The sequence below is a fragment of the Calidifontibacter indicus genome, assembly GCF_003386865.1.
Lineage (GTDB): Bacteria > Actinomycetota > Actinomycetes > Actinomycetales > Dermatophilaceae > Yimella > Yimella indica.
Genome location: NZ_QTUA01000001.1, coordinates 3,038,250 through 3,053,555 on the forward strand (window position 1 = coordinate 3,038,250; position 15,306 = coordinate 3,053,555).

Below are 15,306 nucleotides of genomic sequence, written 5' to 3' on the forward strand. Positions count from 1 at the left end.
CGAAGGTTCCTTCCCCCTCGTCATCTCGATCTGACGATCGATCGGGGTTGAGCCTCGAGCGAGGCATATTCTTCCGAACTCGCCCGCGCATCAAGAATCGATGTCGCGAACAGCGAGAGTGATTGCACCCGGGGCGTGCCGGAGATCCGGTACCTCTCTTGGTGCGTGACCCAATCTACACGCACGCTCAGCGATTGTGCGAAACGACCCGCACCCCGTCGAGAGCGATGCCCGGACGCAGCACCTGCCAGCCCGGTCCGGGAACCCCGACCGCATCGAGTTCGGTCGCGGTGCCGACGGCCAGCACCGTCGGCCCCGCGCCGGAGACGAACGCCGCGATGCCACGACCACGCAGGTCGTCGACCACGGCCATGCTCTGCGGGTAGGCCCCCCGCCGGTTCTCCTGATGCAGCCAATCCGCGGTGGCCGGCAGCAACTTCGTCGGGTCGCTGGTCATCGCGTGCACCAACAGCGCGGTGCGCCCCGCATTGCGGGCCGCGTCGGCCAACGGCACGGCGGCGGGCAACGCCGCCCTAGCCTTGTCGGTCGCGAGGGTGAAGTCGGGCACGAGCACCGCGACATTGACGTCGGGGTGCAGGCCCGGGTGGACGGTGCGCCAGGCCTGGTCACGCTCGTCGAACCAGGAGGCGGTGAAGCCGCCGTAGACGCTGGCCGAGGCGTTGTCGGGGTGCCCCTCCAACGCGCTCGCCACGTCGTTGACCAGGGCACGCGCCTCATCGCCTAACGGGCCCAGGAGCCCCGCGGCCGCGCTCACTCCGGCGACGATGGCGGACGCCGACGAACCCAGGCCTCGAGAGTGAGGAATCACGTTGCGGCACAACAGTTTCAGGCCGTTCGGCGGGGTCGCCCCGACCCGCTCCCAGTAGGTGCGCATCGAGCGGTAGACGAGGTGCCGTTCATCGGTCGGCACCTCCCCCGCCCCGGCGCCCTCGACCTCGATCACCAGGCCGTCGCCGGTCACTTCGACCTCGAGCACGTCACGCAACTCGATGCCGAGACCCAGCGAGTCGAAGCCGGGACCGAGGTTCGCCGAGCTCGCCGGCACCTCGACCCGAACGCACTGCCCGGGCGCGATGCGCTTGTGCTGCATCAGGATTCGAGGCCGAGCGCGCGAGCGACGCCGACGACGTCGATCCCGACCCGGGTGGGCTGCACATCGTCGCCGTCAGCGGTCTTCAGTGCCCACTGCGGGTCCTTCAGCCCGTGCCCGGTGACCGTGCACACGATCTTCGCGCCGGCCGGGATGCGACCGGCTTCGTGCATCTTCAGCAGGCCGGCGATGCTGGCGGCCGAGCCCGGCTCGACGAACACGCTCTCGGTGGTCGACAGTAGTCGGTGCGCGGCAAGAATCTGGGGGTCGCTGACCATGTCGATGACACCGCCCGACTCGTCGCGCGCCGCCTCGGCCTGCTTCCACGACGCCGGGTTGCCGATGCGGATCGCAGTGGCAACGGTCTCGGGGTCGTCGACCGGGTAACCGCGCACGATCGGGGCCGCGCCCTCGGCCTGGAATCCCCACATCGCCGGACGGCGGGTGGCGATCGGGGTGCCGTGGGCGGCGTCGACGGCCTCGCTGTAGCCCTTCCAGTAGGCCGTGATGTTGCCGGCGTTGCCGACGGGAAGCACGTGGATGTCGGGCGCGTCACCGAGCACGTCGATGACCTCGAACGCCGCGGTCTTCTGCCCCTCGATACGCGCGGGGTTGACCGAATTCACGAGTTCGACCGGGTAGGCCTCACCGAGCTTGCGGGCCAGCCCGAGACAGTCGTCGAAGTTGCCGTCGACCTGCAGCAGGGTCGCGCCGTGGGCGATCGCCTGCGACAGCTTGCCCATCGCGATCTTGCCGTCCGGCACGAGCACGGCACAGGTCATCCCGGCCTTGGTCGCGTACGCGGCCGCGGAGGCGCTGGTGTTGCCGGTCGAGGCGCACACGACGGCCTTCGCGCCGGCCTTCGCGGCCATCGAGATCGCGGTGGTCATGCCGCGGTCCTTGAACGACCCGGTCGGGTTCATGCCCTCGAACTTCACCCAGACGTCCGCGCCGGTGAGCTCGCTGAGCCCCTCCGCGTGGATGAGCGGCGTGCCGCCCTCGCCGAGGGTCACGACGGGCGCGCCCCCCAGCATCGGCAGCCGGTCGGCGTATTCGCGGATGACCCCGCGCCACTGGTGTGCCATTCGTCCTACTCCCCTTCGACCCGCAGCACCGAGAAGACCTTGTCGACCTCGTCCGCTGCCTTCAGCTGTTCGACCACCGCGGCGAGGTCGGCCTCGCTCGATCGGTGCGTGATGATGTGCAAGGTGGCCAGACCGTCCTGCGACCGGCGCACGCTCTGCCGCATCGATTCAATCGAAACCCCTTGCTCGCCAATGGTTTTCGCAATGGCGGCGAGCACACCGGGCTTGTCCTGCACGTCCATCCGGATGAAGTAGGCCGTCTTCGCCGCACCCACTCCCTCGATCGGCAGGTTGGCGTACGCCGACTCGCCGGGACCGCGTCCGCCGTGCACCTTGTGCCGGGCCGCCTGCACGACGTCGCCGAGCACGGCCGAGGCGGTCGGGTCGCCGCCGGCGCCGCGTCCGTAGAACATCAGCTCGCCGGCGAGTTCGGTCTCGACGAAGACCGCGTTGAAGGCGTCGCGCACGGAGCCGAGCGGGTGGCTGCGGGTGATGAGCGTGGGGTGCACCCGCACGCTCACGGCCTGACCGCCGTCCTTGTCGACCAGCTCGGCGATCGCGAGCAGCTTGATGACACAACCGATCCGGCGGGCGGCACGGATGTCGTCGGCGGTGACCGACATGATGCCCTCGACCGCGACGTCGGAGGTGCGGACCCGGGTGTGGAAGGCGAGCGAGGCGAGGATCGCAGCCTTCGCCTGGGCGTCGTGCCCCTCGACGTCGGCGGTCGGGTCGGCCTCGGCGTAGCCCAACTCCTGCGCCTCGGCGAGCACGTCGGCCAGATCGGCTCCGGTGCGGTCCATCTTGTCGAGGATGAAGTTGGTGGTGCCGTTGACGATGCCCATCACCCGCTGCACGCTGTCGCCCGCGAGCGACTCGCGCAGCGGCCGGATCAGCGGGATCGCGCCGGCGACGGCTGCCTCGTAGTAGAGGTCGGCGCCGTGCTCCTCGGCGAGTTCGTAGAGCTCGGCGCCATGCTGGCCGAGCAGTGCCTTGTTGGCCGTGACGACGCTGGCACCCGACTCAATTGCCTTCTGCAGCAACGACTTCGACGGGTCAATGCCGCCCATGAGCTCGATCACCAGGTCGGCCCGGGTGACGAGTTCCTCGGCGTCGGTGGTGAACAACGAGGCGTCCAACCCGGTGTCCGAGCGGTCCTTCGAGGTGTCACGCACCGCGACCCCGACGATCTCCAATCGACGCCCGACGCGCGCCTCGAACTCGTCCTTCGCCTGGGTCAGCCGCCGGGCGACAGCGCCGCCGACGACTCCACAACCGAGCAGCGCGATCCGCACCGACTCCGACATTTCCTACTCACTCTCCAGCAACAACAGGTCCTCAATGGTCTCGCGCCGCAACCACGGGCGCGCACCCGCCTCGTCGACCGCGATGACCGGGGGCCGCGGCACGTGGTTGTAGGTGCTCGCCAGCGACCGGCAGTAGGCGCCCGTGGCCGCAACCAGCACGAGGTCGCCCGCCTGCACATCGGCGGGCAGAAGCACGTCGCGCACCACGATGTCACCCGACTCGCAGTGCTTGCCGACGACGCGGCTGAGCGCGGTCGACTCCCCGTCGCGGCCGGCGATCTCGCAGTGGTAGTCGGCGTCGTAGAGCACCGGACGCGGGTTGTCGCTCATGCCCCCGTCGACCGCTACGTAGGTGCGGGTGAGGTCGTCGTCGACGACGACCGGCTTGACGGTGCCCACTGTGTAGAGCGTCATGCCGGCCGGCCCGATGATCGAACGCCCGGGTTCGATGGAGATGCGTGGAATCGCCGTTCCGGCCGCGGCGCAGGCCTTTTGGACGATGGCAGCCAACTGGTCGGCCATGTCGGCGGGCGCGAGCGGCACGTCGTCGGGCAGGTAGGCGATGCCGAACCCGCCGCCGAGGTCGAGCTCGGGCAGGTCGACGCCGTGCTCCTGAGCGACCTCGAGCTGCAGGCCGATCAGACGCTCGGCCGCGACCGCGAAACCGTCGGACTCGAAGATCTGCGACCCGATGTGGGAGTGGAAGCCCAGCAACTCCAATTCGTCACGGGCCAGCACCCGGCGGACGGCGTCGCTCACCTGACCGTCGAGGCTGAAGCCGAACTTCTGGTCCTCGTGGGCGGTGGCGATGAACTCGTGCGTGTGTGCCTCGACGCCGGTCTTGACCCGCAGCATCACCTTGGCCCGCACCCCGGCACGGGCGGCCGCGTCGGCGACCCGGTCGATCTCCTCGAAGGAGTCGACGACGATGCGTCCGACCCCGGCGGCGATGGCGGCGTCGATCTCGGCCACCGACTTGTTGTTGCCGTGCATTCCAATGGCCTCACCGGGCACACCCGCCCGCTGCGCCACCGCGAGCTCGCCACCGGTGCAGACGTCGAGGTGAAGGCCCTCCTCCAGCACCAGCTTCGCCATCGCCACGGACAAGAAGGCCTTGCCGGCATAGAAGACGTCGCAGTGCGTGCCGATCGCCTCGAACGCCCGAGCGAACTCGGCGCGGTACTCGCGCGCACGTCGCCGCGCGTCGTCGACGTCGACAAGATAGGCCGGCGTACCGAATTCGGCGGCGAGGTCACGCACATCGCGTCCGGCGACGGCGATCGCACCGTCGGCCGTGCGCGTCGTGTTGCGCGAGAAGACGGGGGTCTGGGCTGAAGTCGCGTCCATCGGCGGCAACGCTACCGACCGGTCCACCCCCGATGCGCCTGTACTCAGGGAGTGGACCTCACCGACGTGCCGCCCGCGCCGCGTATCCGCTCGTGGAGTCACGGTTGCGGGTTGCCAGGTTGTGAGCGGCTCCAGTGAAAGGTTGCTGCTGCCATAGCAACAGTGATCTTTCACTGGAGCCGGCTGTTGCCTTCACGGTGCTTGTTCAGCTGTGGGTCAGACGGCGTGGGTGCTGGTGGCTTGGTAGTGCCAGGTGACGCTGGTGTCGGTGGCGGTGCCGGTGAGGTGGTCGCGGTGGGCGATGCGGTGGTGGGTGTCGCACAGGAGGGCGCTGTTGGTGAGGGATGTTTCGCCACCCAGGTGCCAGGGGATGAGGTGGTGGACTTCGCACATGACGGGTGGTCGGTCGCAGCCGGCGTGGGTGCAGTGTTTGTCGCGGTGGATGACCGCGCGTCGTAGTTCGTTGTCGACGAGTCTTCGTTTTCGTCCGACGTTCAAGGGTTGGTTCTTGGATCCGAGGACCATCGGCAGGATGTCTGCGTCGCAGGCGAGTTGCCGGACGGTGTCGGGGGTGACGCCGGTGCCGGTGTCGGTGACGCCGAGTCCGGCGAGCAGTCCGGCGAGGACGAGGAAGTCGATCGTGACCACGAGGGTCGCGGAGCCGCGGTGTGTGACCTCTGGATCGTTGTCGACGGCGGCGGCACCCAGGCCGAGGAGGAGCAGGAACGCATCGGCGCGGCGTTTGCCGGGGGTGCGGGGGTCGGGTTCCCCGGTTTTCTGGGAGTTGCCGTCTTGGTCGGGGGTGTGTCGGTGGTGCGGGTCGTCGCAACAGGCTGATTTCGGGGACGGTGCCGCGAGTGATTGGACGCCGTGGATGAGGGCTTCGGCGTGGTCGGGTGACAGGTCGGCGGTGAATCGGACCATCCCACCCGGCAAATCCGACCAGGACAACGATTCGACTTTCTGGAGGGCGTCTTCGTTCTCGTCGAGCACTTCTTCGCTGTACTGGGCCAGGATCCGCTTGGTCAGTTCCCGCACGGTTTTCGCGCCGGCGCCGGGGCCCAACGTGAGGAGCCAGCCGTAGATTTCGTCCCGGCTCGCTTTCGGCAGCACCGCTTTGATCTTGTCGATGGTGTCCAGGCAGGTTTTCCCGATGGTGGTGTTCACCTGCCCGGAGGTGACCGCGTCGGTCAATGCGTGGTTCAACGGGGAGCGGGCTGCTTCGGCGAGCTTCGCGATCCGGGACGCGTGCGACGGTTCCAAACCCGACCGCCGCAGCTCGTCGTCCGTGGGTGAGGCGTCAGAGTCGTCGGCGGCTGGTGGGCTGGTGGGTTCCTCCAGTGGCACCAAGGGCCCGGCCACGGACAAGGACTCGGCCCCGAGCAACGCGTCCGCACTCTCACCGGTGGACAACCGGCGCACCCATTGGGTCGCGTCCGCAGCGGTGGACCGGTACACAGTTCCTCGGTCGATGGCGTCACTGGTCACCGCGACGAGTCCTGCTTCGGACTGTTGTTGGACGAGCGCCAAGGATCGCCCGACCGTGGTCAACTCGACGTCGGTGAGGTTGCCGGTCAGCTGGGACAGACGCTGGATCATCGGAAGAACGGCGGCGACCGCGGCGGCACAAGCAGCGGCTTCACCCGGGTACGAGTCGTGCGCGTACTCCAATGACGGTTGGAAATCTTCTGCGGTCATGTCCGGATTCACCCGTTACCGTCTTTGATGGGCCTTGAAGCAAGGCCCCTGGTCGCCGGCCCCGGCATGACTGATCACCCCTGTCGCTTGCATGATCCGGGAGGTGTTGTCACCGGGTGCTGGTGGCGCTGGTGGACCGCTGATAGGGACCGGGCCGCCCGAACGCCTGGGTAGGTCTCTTCGTAACGTGGATGTCGGCTTCCTGCGCCTGATCTGGTGACCAGCCGCTCGGACGCACGAGGAGGGGACCATGTCCCGACCTGACTACGCGGTGTACATCGGGCTCGATGTCGGCAAACAGGCGCACCACGCCTGCGCGCTGAACGTCGATGGCACACGGCTGCACGACAAACCGTTGCCCCAAGACGAGTCGTCGCTGCGTGGCCTGCTGACCGAACTCGGCACGCACGGTCGCCTGCTGGTCGTGGTCGATCAACCCGCAACGATCGGCGCGCTGCCCGTCGCGGTCGCCCGAGCCATGGGTATCGATGTGGCCTATCTGCCCGGGCTGGCGATGCGCCGTATCGCCGACCTGCACCCCGGCAACGCCAAGACCGACGCAAGGGACGCGTACGTCATCGCCGAAGCTGCCCGGTCGATGCCGCACGCCCTGCGACGGGTTGATGTCGGCGACGACACCCTGGCCGACCTGGAAGTCATCGTCGGCTTCGATGACGACCTGGCCGGGCAGGTCACCGCGCAAGCAAACCGGATCAGAGGCCTTCTGACACAAGTGAACCCAGCCCTCGAACGTGTCCTCGGCCCACGCATCCAACACCCGGCAGTCCTCGAACTCCTGACCCGCTTCGGTGGCCCGACCGGCCTGCGCGCGGCCGGCCGGCGACGTCTGCTCGCCGTCGCCAAACCCCGCGCGCCCCGCTCCTACCAACGCCTCGTCGACGACATCCAGACAGCGCTCACCGAGCAGACCGTCACCGTCCCTGGCACCCGAGCCGCCGAGCTGGTCCTGCCCAAACTCGCGACCGGACTGGCGCGCCTGCTGCACGACCGGGACGAGCTGGGAACCCAACTGGAGGACATGCTCGATGCCCACCCTCTTGCCGCGGTCCTGACCTCGATGCCCGGCATCGGCGTCAGGACCGGCGCACGGATCCTGCTCGAAGTCGGCGACGGTTCGAGCTTCCCCACCTCCGGCCACCTCGCCGCGTACGCCGGCCTCGCACCCGTCACCCGCCGATCCGGCACCTCGATCCGCGGTGAGCACCCCGCCCGAGGCGGCAACAAGCACCTCAAACGAGCGATGTTCCTCGCCGCGTTCGCCGCACTGCACGACCCGACCTCGCGGGCCTACTACGACCGCAAACGCGGCCAAGGCAAGAAGCACAACGCCGCCCTCATCTGCCTCGCCCGACGACGCTGCGACGTGCTGTACGCGATGCTTCGCGACGGAACCCTCTACCAACAGAAAACCCCAGCCGCCGCTTGACGAAGACCATAGGGACACCTCCCCAGGTGTGCCATGCGGAATACCTCAACCGTACACCCGTTCGAACCCTGAAACAAGACTTAGCACCACGAATTCGACTGAAACACAGAAGAATTCGATACCCGTCGGTATCCACAGCCCCCTCGTTGAGTCGATTCATCCACAGACAAACACAGGCTCGCCGAGACGGCTGTGGATGAGCCTGCTCCTCACGCTCGCCAGCAATCGGGCGTGGACGCCGATCACGTTCCTCGGGCGGATGAAGCAATGGCCTGCGATCGTTCCTCAGCCGCGAGCAGCAGGAGAGTCGCCTCCCGACACGAAGCGATCGACCGCATCGACAACCACCTCACGAAACCACTCGTGTGCAGGGTCGGCACCCGCGGCCGCATGCCAGATCAGGTTGATGTCGTAGTGCGGCAACGGGATCGGCGGCTCGCACACGGTCAGGTCGAGCGCCGCAGCGAACCGCAGCGCCGCATGGGTCGGCATCGTGCAGAGCACCGGCAGCGTGGCCGATTGGATTGCGGCACTGGCAAACTGCGCGGTCGATCCGACGACGGTGCGGGTGCGCGCCATCCCGTCGAGCACGTCGTCGACGACTCCCCGGCGACCGTCGAACGAGATGAGCAGGTGCGGCGCATCGAGGTACTCCTCCAGCGACAGCTCACTCGGCAGCGGCAGCAGGCGCGGGTTGAAGATGCACGAGTGGCCGCTTGCGAACAGCCGCCGGGTGCGATGGTGTGCGTCGGTCACCGTCGCCGCACCGACCGCGAGTTCGATCTCCCCGACGTCGATCATCTCGACGGCGGTGGCACTGGAGGCGGGACGCGACAGCACCCGCACCCCCGCGAACTCACGCGTCCGATCCAACACGTGGGGCAGCAACGCAGCCTCGACGTCGTCCGACATGCCCACCACGAAGTCGCGTCGGTCGCGCTCGGGGTCGAACGACGCCTCGCCCAGCACCGCCCGCCGCAGGTAATCCAGGCCGGGCGACACCCAGCGGTACACCTCGATCGCCACGGGTGTCGGACGGACCCCGGTGCGGGTGCGGACGAACAACTCGTCACCGAACTGGCGCCGCAACCGCGCCACCGAGGCACTCACCGCCGGCTGGCTGCGGTGCAGCACCTGCGCGGCAGCGCTGATGCTCCCCTCTCGCATGACCGCATCGAAGACCACGAGCAGATTGAGGTCGGCCGAGCTGATATCACCGCGGTCGATATTCGACATCACGAAGATGACTTTGCCCTATGTGCGCGGGGCTCCCTACCGTTGCCACATGACCGCCCCCGAATCCTCGAACAAGACCTCGATCACGGTCGCCGCCGTGCAGGCGGCCGCCCCGCTCTTCGACCGCGCCGCCGCGCTGGATAAGGCCATCTCCCTCATCACCCGGGCGCACACCGAACTCGGCGCCGAACTGATCGTGCTGCCCGAGGGCTTCCTGGGCGGGTATCCGAAGGGCCTCGACTTCGGCATCACGGTCGGCAGCCGCACCCCCGAAGGGCGAGATCTCTTCCGCCGCTACGCCGATGCGGCGCTCGAGGTGCCGGGCGAAGAGGTCACCGCGATCGGCGACCTCACCCGGGAGCTGAGCTGCCACGCCGTCGTCGGCGCGATCGAGCGCCGCCACGGAACGCTCTACTGTGTCGCGCTCCACTTCGGCCCGCAGGGCTACATCGGGTTGCACCGCAAGCTCATGCCGACCGCCGGCGAGCGCTACCTGTGGGGCCAGGGCGACGGGTCGACGATGCCGGTGATCGACACCGGCGACGTACGTTTCGGCGCTGCCATCTGCTGGGAGAACTACATGCCGCTGTTCCGAGCGTCGATGTACGCCAAGGACGTCGACATCTGGTGCGCGCCGACCGTCGACGACCGCGAGGTCTGGCTCTCGACGATGCGCCACATCGCGCTCGAAGGACGCTGTTTCGTCGTGAGCGCCGCACAGTTCCAGACCCGCGCCAACTACCCGGACGACGTCATCCCGGTGCAAGGCAACAGCCCGGAGACCGTCTTGATCGACGGCGGATCGGTGATCGTTTCGCCGCTGGGCGAGGTGCTGGCCGGACCGCTGCGCGGTGCGGAGGGAATCTTGTCCGCCGAACTCGACCTCGATGACCTCACCCGCGCCAGGTTCGACTTCGACCCCGTCGGTCACTATGCGCGACCCGACATCTTCACGCTCACCACCGACGAGACCGCCCGCCTGACCTGAGTGCGGCCCTCCCGCCGCAGTACACGCTCGTCAGCGTGCATATGGGTTGCTCCGCCGCCCGCCCGCCGACACCGACGGACGAAGAAGGCCGCGGATCCACGCGGAATCTGCGGCCTTCGTCCCTGTGCGCCCCCTGCAGGATTCGAACCTGCGCTCCCGCCTCCGGAGGGCGGTGCTCTATCCCCTGAGCTAAGGGGGCAACAGCGGTTGACCTTATCAGCAGAGTCGGCGATTCCCCGCATCGGCCGACCTCTTCGTCCCCCTCTGCCAGACTCCCCCGCATGACCGTCGTGAAGTCGCTCCTACTGTTCGCCGTCGCTGCGTTGTGCGAGATCGGTGGCGCATGGCTGGTCTGGCAAGCGGTGCGTGAGCAGCGCGGCTGGCTGTGGGCGGGCGCCGGCGTGATCGCATTGGGCGTTTACGGGTTCGTCGCCACCTTGCAGCCCGACGCCAACTTCGGTCGCATCCTCGCGGCGTACGGCGGTGTCTTCGTGGCCGGTTCGCTGCTGTGGGCGGTCGTGGTCGACCGCTTCCGCCCCGACCGCTACGACCTCATCGGCGCGCTCGTCTGCCTGATCGGCGTGGCCGTGATCATGTACGCCCCCCGCGGCGCCTGACCTGCTCCTACCCTTCGAACCATGAGCAGCCAGGAGCAGGTGACGATCGTGCTCGCGGTCGGAGCGGCACTCGTGGTGCTGCTGCTGTGGCAGGTGCTGCGGCGCCGCAACCTGCAGCAGGGGTTCGTCAGCGAGCGCGACCGCGCCACCTACGAGACGCTGCACACCGCCTCGCTGGCCGGTCGACACCTCAGCGGCGGTCTCGACGAGAGCGGCGCCGAACGCGCCCTGCCCCACCTGCGCGAACTGCTCGCCACCCCTGCGCTCGCCCTCACCGGACGCCGACGCATCCTGGCCTGGGACGGCGTCGGCGACCATCACCGCGACCAGGTGCACGATGCCGCGGTCGAGCACCTCGGCGACGGCAAGGTCGCCGTCGTCAACACGCTCGAGTGCAACGACCCCGACTGCCAGGTGCGTTCGGCGGTGCTGGCACCAATTCGGGTTCGAGACAGCATTGTCGGGCAACTGGTCGCTCTCGGCGAACACCCGAGCGCCGGCCTCAGCCGAGCCACCGAGGAGGTTGCCGGCTGGATTGCCACCCAGGTCGAGCTCGCCGACCTGTCGGCCGACCGCACCCGGGCGATGGAGGCGGAGTTGCGCGCCTTGCGGGCGCAGATCAGTCCGCACTTCATCTACAACAGCCTCGGTGCGATCGCGTCGTTCGTGCGCACCGACCCCGACCGTGCCCGCGAATTGCTGCTGGAGTTCGCCGACTTCACCCGTTACGCCCTGCGGCAGGGCGGCGCCTCGACGACCGTTGCCGAGGAACTGCGCAATGTGGAGCGCTATCTCGTGCTCGAGCAGGCGAGGTTCGGCGAGCGGCTGCAGCTGCAGATGAAGGTGGCACCGGAGGCGTTGCCGACCCGCGTGCCCTACCTCGCGATCCAGCCGCTGGTCGAGAACGCGGTGCGGCACGGCCTGGCGCCGAAGGCCGGCACCGGCACGGTCGTGCTCACCGCTCGCGACGTCGGCGCCGAGGCGGAGATCAGCGTCGAGGACGACGGTGTCGGCAGCGATCCCGAACGCATCCAGCAGGTGCTCGACGGCGAGACCCGAACCGACTCGGTGGGTCTCGGCAATGTCGACGCCCGACTGCGCCAGACGTACGGCGACGAACACGGCCTGGTTGTCGAAACCGCATCCGGCGCCGGAATGAAGGTGACCTTCCGGGTGCCGAAGTTCGCCCCGGACGCTTAAAGTCTGACGTCGTGTCACCGGTGCCACTGTCCGTCCTCGTCGTCGACGACGAGACTCCCGCGCGCTCTGAGATGGCCTGGCTGCTCGAACAGGACGAGTGGATCGCCACGATCCACCAGGCGGCCAGCGGCGGCGAAGCCCTCGACCTGCTGCACTCCACCCCGATCGACGTCGTCTTCAGCGACATCAACATGCCGGGCCTCGGCGGCATGCAGCTCGCCCGGGTGATCGCCCGCCTGCCCGAGCGCCCACAGGTCGTGCTGGTGACCGCCTACGACGAGTACGCGGTCGACGCGTTCGAGATCGACGTCGTCGACTACGTGATGAAGCCGGTGCGTCCCGAGCGCCTTGCCCTCGCTGTCACCCGTTGCGTGGGCAGCAGCACGCCGCCGGCCACCCCGGACGACGAACGCATCCCGGTCGACCGCGGCGGTGTCACCCGCTTCGTCAACCGGTCGGACGTGCGCTTCGTGCAGGCGATGGGCGACTACGCCGAACTCCACACCCCCGACGGCACACACCTCATCCGCGTCCCACTGAACACCCTCGAGGAGCGTTGGGCCGCAGCCGGATTCGTGCGCATCCACCGGTCGACGCTGGTTTGCACGAGGTTCGTCAGCGAGCTGCACATGGACGACGGACGGTGCACGGTCACCGTCGACGGCACCCCGTTGCAGGTGAGCCGGCGCCACACCCGCGAACTGCGCAAGCATCTGTTGCAAGGCGGTGACGGCGACCAGTGACGCAGCCGGGCGAGGGGTGACGCAGGGATGACAGCGCGATGACCCAGCCGACGCAGCCGACGCAGCCGCCGGAGGGCCCGCAGCGGGTGCGCATCACCAGCTCGCGCCGCCCCACGATCCGCCCGTCCGAGCACAGCCTGCGCGACGACATCCGCAACCAGACCGAGCTCGGCGAGGTGTACGTCGGCGGGCTGATGCGCGCCCAGCTGCGACTGGCGCTGCGGGTCATCCTCGTCGGGGTGTTCAGCCTGGGCGGCCTGCCCTTGCTGTTCCACCTCGTGCCGGCCACCCGGCGCGCGAGCGTGTTCGGCGTGCCGTTCGCGTGGCTGGTGCTCGGGTTGGTCGTGTATCCGACGGCGGTGCTGATGGCCCGGCAGTACGTGCGGGCCTCCGAACGACTCGAGGCAGAGTTCACGGCGGTCGTCACCCGCGGCGAAGGACCCGGTCGATGACCTCGGGGTGGGCCCTCGCCGCGATTGCGCTGGTGTGCGTGACCACCTCGGCGATCGGCCTGCTCGGGCTGCGCTTCACCCGCGGCACCAGCGACTTCTACGTGGCCGGTCGCACCGTCACCCCGTGGCGCAATGCCAGCGCCATCGGCGGCGAATACCTCTCGGCCGCAAGCTTCCCCGGCGTCGCGGCACTGATGTACGACCGCGGCCTCGACACCCTCTGGCTGCCGGTCGGCTACACCGTGGGTTACCTGGTGTTGCTCGTGCTGGTCGCCGCTCCCCTGCGCCGCAGCGGCGCCTACACGCTGCCCGACTTCGCCGAACTGCGCCTCGACAGCCGCATCGCCCGCACCGTCTGCTCGGTGTTCGTCATCGGCATCGGCTGGCTCTACCTGATCCCCCAACTCCAGGGCGCCGGGCTCGTGCTGCGCCATGTCACCGGATGGCCGCAATCGGTCGGCACGGTCGTCGTCGCGGCGCTCGTGGCGTTCAACGTCGCCCTCGCCGGAATGCGCTCGATCACCTTGGTGCAGGCGGTGCAGTACTGGCTGAAGTTGACCGCGCTGGTGGTGCCCGCGTTCGTCATGCTCGCCGTGTGGTTTCGCGACGGCCGACCGGCGGCGGTCGCCGACAGCACCTGGTGGGACCCCCTGACCTCGACCGGAAACGACGGCAGCCTCTACGGCACCTACTCGGTGCTGCTGGCGTTGTGCCTCGGCAGCATGGGGCTGCCGCACGTCGTCGTACGCTTCTACACCAATCCCACCGGCCGCGAGGCCCGCCGGACGACGGTCGCGGTGCTCGCGCTGCTCGGCGCGTTCTACGTGTGGCCGCCGGCGTACGGCTGGCTCGGGCGGGTCTACCTGTCACCGGGCACCGCAGGTGAGCGGGACACGATGGTGTTGCGCCTGCCCGAATCGGTGGTCTCGACCGGTGTCGCGCAGGCCCTCGGCGCCATGCTCGCGGCCGGCGCGTTCGCGGCATTCCTGTCGACGTCGTCCGGCCTGCTCATGGCGGTGTCCGGGGTGCTCGACCAAGACATCGCCCGCCCGCTGCAGCGGCGGTGGCGGCCGAGCCTGCAACCGAGCCGGTCGTTCCGGGCGGCGGTGCTGGTGGCGACCCTGGTGCCGTTCGCGGTGGCAGTGCTCGGCGGCACCTTCGGCATCTCGCTCGTCGTCGGCTACGCCTTCGCGATCGCCTCGGCCACCTTCGCGCCGCTGTTGCTGCTCGGCGTCTGGTGGCGCGGGCTGTCGCGCAAGGGCGCCCTGGCCGGGGTGTTGGTGGGCGGTCTCGGCACGTCGATCTCGGCAGCGACCATGCTCGCCCGACCCGACCTCGTGTCGGGCACCGTCCGGCAGTTGCTGGTGGATCCCGCGGCATGGGCGACCCCGCTTGCCGTGTTCGTGATGGTCGTCGTGTCGCTCATGACCCCAGGCAGCATTCCCGCCTCGACCGCGCGCACCCTCACCCGGCTGCACGTGCTCGAGGCGGTCGCGCTCGGCGACCTGAATGCAGACCCGAGAGCCGAGAGCGAGCGCGAGGGACGCGCCACCGGTCACTGACCGCTCACCGCGCGTGGCCGACCGTTCGTCGCGTCGGCCGCGCCCGCACGCCGAGGCGTCACCGCCATCCGGCGCACCGCCGTCCGAACCGGTCGCCGCGCACCCCGCGGATGCCGAAATATGTGAGGCCGATCACACGGGACCTCCGTGTGTCGTCCACAAGGAGGTGGCTTGGTGAGCAACGACCCTGCTCCACAGGTCGATGACCGCTACATCGCGGTCCAGCAGTCCCCCGAGTTCGCCGAGCTTCGTCGCAAGTTCCGCGGGTTCGTCTTCCCGGTCACGGCGTTCTTCCTGGCCTGGTACTTCCTGTTCGTGCTGCTGTCGATCTACGCGCCCGACTTCATGGGCACCAAGGTCCTCGGCAACATCAACATCGGCATCCTCATGGGGCTCGGCCAGTTCGTCACCACCTTCGCGATCACCTTCTGGTACGCGCGGTGGGCGAGCCGCGAGTTCGACCCGAAGGCCGACGCGATCGGCGCCGCCCTCAGCACCGGCAAGGACCACTGA

General features: G+C 68.8%; 14 protein-coding genes and 1 tRNA gene. 8 read left to right on the forward strand and 7 right to left on the reverse strand.

Annotated features, from left to right (window positions below):
• Positions 1 to 187: 187 nt before the first annotated feature.
• The 5 genes from thrB to DFJ65_RS14430 form a co-directional block, all read right to left on the reverse strand.
• The gene (gene thrB, locus DFJ65_RS14410; protein WP_115923615.1) at positions 188 to 1,111 is read right to left on the reverse strand and encodes a homoserine kinase; all 924 of its coding nucleotides are present in this window, start codon (positions 1,109 to 1,111) and stop codon (positions 188 to 190) included.
• Positions 1,111 to 2,196: a threonine synthase gene (thrC, locus tag DFJ65_RS14415; RefSeq protein ID WP_115923616.1), complete on the reverse strand. Its 1,086-nt coding sequence runs from the start codon at positions 2,194 to 2,196 to the stop codon at positions 1,111 to 1,113. Before thrC ends, thrB begins: the two co-directional genes overlap by 1 nt.
• Before the next feature lie 5 nt (positions 2,197 to 2,201).
• Positions 2,202 to 3,503: a homoserine dehydrogenase gene (locus tag DFJ65_RS14420; RefSeq protein WP_115923617.1), complete on the reverse strand. Its 1,302-nt coding sequence runs from the start codon at positions 3,501 to 3,503 to the stop codon at positions 2,202 to 2,204.
• A 3-nt stretch (positions 3,504 to 3,506) separates the two neighbouring features.
• The gene (lysA, locus tag DFJ65_RS14425; protein ID WP_115923618.1) at positions 3,507 to 4,850 is read right to left on the reverse strand and encodes a diaminopimelate decarboxylase; all 1,344 of its coding nucleotides are present in this window, start codon (positions 4,848 to 4,850) and stop codon (positions 3,507 to 3,509) included.
• 216 nt (positions 4,851 to 5,066) lie between these two features.
• Positions 5,067 to 6,548 carry an HNH endonuclease gene (locus tag DFJ65_RS14430; protein ID WP_115923619.1) on the reverse strand — a complete coding sequence of 494 codons (1,482 nt, stop codon included), beginning with the start codon at positions 6,546 to 6,548 and terminating at the stop codon, positions 5,067 to 5,069.
• A 250-nt stretch (positions 6,549 to 6,798) separates the two neighbouring features.
• Between DFJ65_RS14430 and DFJ65_RS14435 the strand changes: the two genes are divergently transcribed.
• The gene (locus DFJ65_RS14435) at positions 6,799 to 7,995 is read left to right on the forward strand and encodes an IS110 family RNA-guided transposase (RefSeq protein ID WP_115921497.1); all 1,197 of its coding nucleotides are present in this window, start codon (positions 6,799 to 6,801) and stop codon (positions 7,993 to 7,995) included.
• A gap of 285 nt (positions 7,996 to 8,280) precedes the next feature.
• On the opposite strand, the gene DFJ65_RS14440 is transcribed toward DFJ65_RS14435, so the two are convergent.
• Entirely contained in the window at positions 8,281 to 9,231 is a 951-nt protein-coding gene (locus DFJ65_RS14440) for a LysR family transcriptional regulator (RefSeq protein ID WP_115923620.1), read from the reverse strand.
• Between the two features lie 49 nt (positions 9,232 to 9,280).
• On the opposite strand from DFJ65_RS14440, the gene DFJ65_RS14445 reads away from it, so the two are divergent.
• Complete coding sequence (locus DFJ65_RS14445) at positions 9,281 to 10,219, forward strand: carbon-nitrogen hydrolase family protein (RefSeq protein WP_115923621.1); 939 nt, start codon at positions 9,281 to 9,283, stop codon at positions 10,217 to 10,219.
• A gap of 127 nt (positions 10,220 to 10,346) precedes the next feature.
• Here DFJ65_RS14445 and DFJ65_RS14450 read toward each other — a convergent pair.
• Positions 10,347 to 10,418: transfer RNA gene (locus tag DFJ65_RS14450), tRNA-Arg, on the reverse strand.
• An 82-nt stretch (positions 10,419 to 10,500) separates the two neighbouring features.
• On the opposite strand from DFJ65_RS14450, the gene DFJ65_RS14455 reads away from it, so the two are divergent.
• The 6 genes from DFJ65_RS14455 (at position 10,501) to DFJ65_RS14480 (ending at position 15,306) form a co-directional block, all read left to right on the forward strand.
• The gene (locus DFJ65_RS14455; RefSeq protein ID WP_115923622.1) at positions 10,501 to 10,836 is read left to right on the forward strand and encodes a YnfA family protein; all 336 of its coding nucleotides are present in this window, start codon (positions 10,501 to 10,503) and stop codon (positions 10,834 to 10,836) included.
• Between the two features lie 21 nt (positions 10,837 to 10,857).
• Positions 10,858 to 12,036 carry a sensor histidine kinase gene (locus tag DFJ65_RS14460; RefSeq protein WP_115923623.1) on the forward strand — a complete coding sequence of 393 codons (1,179 nt, stop codon included), beginning with the start codon at positions 10,858 to 10,860 and terminating at the stop codon, positions 12,034 to 12,036.
• Between the two features lie 11 nt (positions 12,037 to 12,047).
• Complete coding sequence (locus DFJ65_RS14465; RefSeq protein WP_115923624.1) at positions 12,048 to 12,779, forward strand: LytR/AlgR family response regulator transcription factor; 732 nt, start codon at positions 12,048 to 12,050, stop codon at positions 12,777 to 12,779.
• 38 nt (positions 12,780 to 12,817) lie between these two features.
• Positions 12,818 to 13,231 carry a hypothetical protein gene (locus DFJ65_RS14470; protein ID WP_115923625.1) on the forward strand — a complete coding sequence of 138 codons (414 nt, stop codon included), beginning with the start codon at positions 12,818 to 12,820 and terminating at the stop codon, positions 13,229 to 13,231.
• Entirely contained in the window at positions 13,228 to 14,793 is a 1,566-nt protein-coding gene (locus DFJ65_RS14475; RefSeq protein ID WP_115923626.1) for a sodium/solute symporter, read from the forward strand. The genes DFJ65_RS14470 and DFJ65_RS14475 overlap by 4 nt, the downstream gene beginning before the upstream one ends.
• 174 nt (positions 14,794 to 14,967) lie before the next feature.
• Positions 14,968 to 15,306 (forward strand): DUF485 domain-containing protein, encoded by a 339-nt coding sequence (locus tag DFJ65_RS14480; protein WP_115923627.1) that lies wholly within the window; start codon positions 14,968 to 14,970, stop codon positions 15,304 to 15,306.

What these genes read in the sequence shown, in the direction of transcription:
- DFJ65_RS14440 (WP_115923620.1), bottom strand. Translation starts at nt 9,231, where the DNA reads ATGTCGAATATCGACCGCGGTGATATCAGCTCGGCCGACCTCAATCTG.
- lysA (WP_115923618.1), bottom strand. Translation starts at nt 4,850, where the DNA reads ATGGACGCGACTTCAGCCCAGACCCCCGTCTTCTCGCGCAACACGACG.
- thrC (WP_115923616.1), bottom strand. Translation starts at nt 2,196, where the DNA reads ATGGCACACCAGTGGCGCGGGGTCATCCGCGAATACGCCGACCGGCTG.
- DFJ65_RS14455 (WP_115923622.1), top strand. Translation starts at nt 10,501, where the DNA reads ATGACCGTCGTGAAGTCGCTCCTACTGTTCGCCGTCGCTGCGTTGTGC.
- DFJ65_RS14420 (WP_115923617.1), bottom strand. Translation starts at nt 3,503, where the DNA reads ATGTCGGAGTCGGTGCGGATCGCGCTGCTCGGTTGTGGAGTCGTCGGC.
- DFJ65_RS14475 (WP_115923626.1), top strand. Translation starts at nt 13,228, where the DNA reads ATGACCTCGGGGTGGGCCCTCGCCGCGATTGCGCTGGTGTGCGTGACC.
- DFJ65_RS14470 (WP_115923625.1), top strand. Translation starts at nt 12,818, where the DNA reads ATGACCCAGCCGACGCAGCCGACGCAGCCGCCGGAGGGCCCGCAGCGG.
- DFJ65_RS14445 (WP_115923621.1), top strand. Translation starts at nt 9,281, where the DNA reads ATGACCGCCCCCGAATCCTCGAACAAGACCTCGATCACGGTCGCCGCC.
- DFJ65_RS14435 (WP_115921497.1), top strand. Translation starts at nt 6,799, where the DNA reads ATGTCCCGACCTGACTACGCGGTGTACATCGGGCTCGATGTCGGCAAA.
- DFJ65_RS14430 (WP_115923619.1), bottom strand. Translation starts at nt 6,548, where the DNA reads ATGACCGCAGAAGATTTCCAACCGTCATTGGAGTACGCGCACGACTCG.
- thrB (WP_115923615.1), bottom strand. Translation starts at nt 1,111, where the DNA reads ATGCAGCACAAGCGCATCGCGCCCGGGCAGTGCGTTCGGGTCGAGGTG.
- DFJ65_RS14460 (WP_115923623.1), top strand. Translation starts at nt 10,858, where the DNA reads ATGAGCAGCCAGGAGCAGGTGACGATCGTGCTCGCGGTCGGAGCGGCA.